Here is a 2,649-nt window from a genome sequence, read left to right on the forward strand (position 1 = left end):
TTTGAAAAACTCGTTTGTTGCCCGGTCTATGCCAATTTCACCTATAGAATGGAACCTGTAAATGGAACCGCTCCATTAACCGTGTACTTTACTGACAGGACAATAGGAACGCCACAATCCTGGGGATGGACCTTTGGTGATGGAGGCGTCTCTTCATTCAGAAACCCGGTCCATATTTATAAAAAAGGTGGGAATTATTCAGCAACCCTTCATGCAACAAGTCCCTGTGGTGGAAACGAAACCCATAGTGAACAGATAAATGTCTACTGCCCACCGGTTGAAGCATTATTCAATTACACCATTATCAATGAGGATCCCCTGACTGTTCAGTTTACCGACCTCTCCACCGGATATGACATAGTTGAGTGGAATTGGTACTTTGGAGACGGTTCATCATCGACTGAGCGCAATCCGATCCATACGTATTACATCCGTGACGACTACCAGGTAATCCTTACCATAAAGAACTCATGTGGCAGTGAGTCTACGAATTCTATGTATCTCCCGATTGGATGTCTCCCGCTTACCATTGTAGCTACTGCTCATGAGGGAGGATCTATCAACCCATCAGGAAATGTCACGGTACCATGTGAATGGAATCAGCAGTTCAATATTACGCCGGATCTCTGTCATACCATCAGGGATGTGGTGATCGATGAGAATCAACCCAATGCACAGCATCTTGGACCGGTTGAGAGCTACACCTTCATCAATGTACAGTACGACCAGACCATTGATGCATACTTTGATCGGAAACAATACCAGATTGCATCATCTGCTGATACGGGGGGAACGATTGATCCACTGGGGATAACGGTGGTTGATTGTGGTTCAGACCAGAGTTATAATATTACCGCGGCATTCTGCTTTAATATCACCGATGTAATAATCAACGGGACACAGCACCTTGGTCCACAGGTAAGTCCCTTTACTTATACGTTTACGAATGTAACTTCTGATCAATCAATTCATGCGATGTTTGCTCTGAAGACATTTCCGATAAATGCGACTGCTGGAACCGGAGGATCCATCTCCCCACCTGGAATTACCTTAGTCCCATGTGGATATGATCAGACATATACAATTACCAGCAGTGAATGCTATAATATCACTTCAGTTCTCGTTGATGGTTCTCCTCTTACCGGTCCTTTTACCAGTCCACATACGTATACGTTTACCAATGTTCAGGAATCCCATGAAATTAACGCTGAATTTTCGGTGCAGAACTACACCATTACTGCAACTGCAGGTTCTAATGGTCAAATCTCTCCATCCGGTGCAGTTTCGGTTACCTGCGGTTCCAATCAGGCATTTGTGATAACTGCGAATCCCTGTTACAACATTTCATCAATAATTATCGATGGTTCTCCCCTATCAGGTCCTTTTACCAGTCCACATACGTATACGTTTACCAATGTTCAGCAGTCACATACAATCAATGCTGAATTTGCAATTAAGAATTTCACAATCACTGCAACTGCGGGTTCCAATGGCCAGATCTCTCCCACCGGTACTGTTTCGGTTACTTGCGGTTCCAATCGGGCATTTGTGATAACTGCGAATCCCTGTTACAGCATCTCATCTATAATTATTGATGGTTCTTCCATTCCTGGTCCTTTTACGAGTCCATATACATATACGTTTACCAACATTCAGCAGTCTCATACGATAAATGCTGAATTTGCAATTAAGAATTTCACAATCACTGCAACCGCAGGTCCCAATGGTCAGATCTCTCCCGCCGGAGTGGTTAGAGTAAATTGCGGTTCCAATCAGGCGTTTACTATTACAGCAAATTCAGGGTATATCATAATAGATGTCCTAGTAAATGGAGTATCCGTGGGTGTTGTCCCATCCTACACCTTTACTAATGTTCAAAGCGATCAGACGATACATGCAATATTCGATTCAGCCTCAAATTGGTGTTCCATATCTGGTTATGTGAGAACCTCTTCAGGAGTCGGGGTTCCTGGAATAAGAATCAATGTATGGAATGATGACCGGACTATCCTGGAAAGAACTGGGGTCAGCCAGGCAGGCGGTTTCTATACCATCATGCATGAAAGACCTCCAAATAATTATTGGGTTGATTTGAACTGCCCGGATACACCTACATGGGATACCACAAGTCCGGCCGATGGATGGATTAACCATGTTCAGCTGAATCCGGGTGGGAAATGTAGTGCTGTAAATCAAAACTTTATTGGGAGAATAATCCCTTAATCTCTAATATTTGACGTTTATCAAATTTCTAGGATCTAATTTTCGATTTTCTCACCAGTACTCACACTTCTGCTATGAATCGGCAGGATATCAGAAAACCCTCTTTACTATGCACTAAATAGGTTAGTCTCAGAAATATCCCTTTAATTAATTTATATCAGACACTCCTTATCGCCAAATGTTTATCTAATCATAATTTGGTTAGATTCCTGAATCTATAACCCCGCTGAACAACCCGGATGTCAGCCCTAATACCGGATCAGGATTATTTCACAAGGTTTGGAGAAGGCTTTCTGTTCTCCTTAATACCACAAATTAGGAACTGATTACCGGTCCTGTCTGGGGGTGATTTAAATCGGCTACCAAAGACAAGGGATTAGATCTTATGAGAGAGGGCTCTACAATGAAAGAGCCCGGATTTCTCAT

Annotated in this window: 1 protein-coding gene; it reads left to right on the plus strand. The window is 42.9% G+C overall.

Going from position 1 to position 2,649, the window contains the following annotated elements; translation table 11 throughout:
- Positions 1 to 2,223 (plus strand): PKD domain-containing protein (locus PLA23_RS12415; protein WP_324475385.1); only part of this gene is annotated, 2,223 nt, incomplete at its 5' end.
- Positions 2,224 to 2,649: the final 426 nt, after the last annotated feature.

Origin of the sequence: Methanospirillum sp. (assembly GCF_035406105.1) — an archaeon.
In the GTDB taxonomy this organism is placed as follows: Archaea; Halobacteriota; Methanomicrobia; order Methanomicrobiales; family Methanospirillaceae; genus Methanospirillum.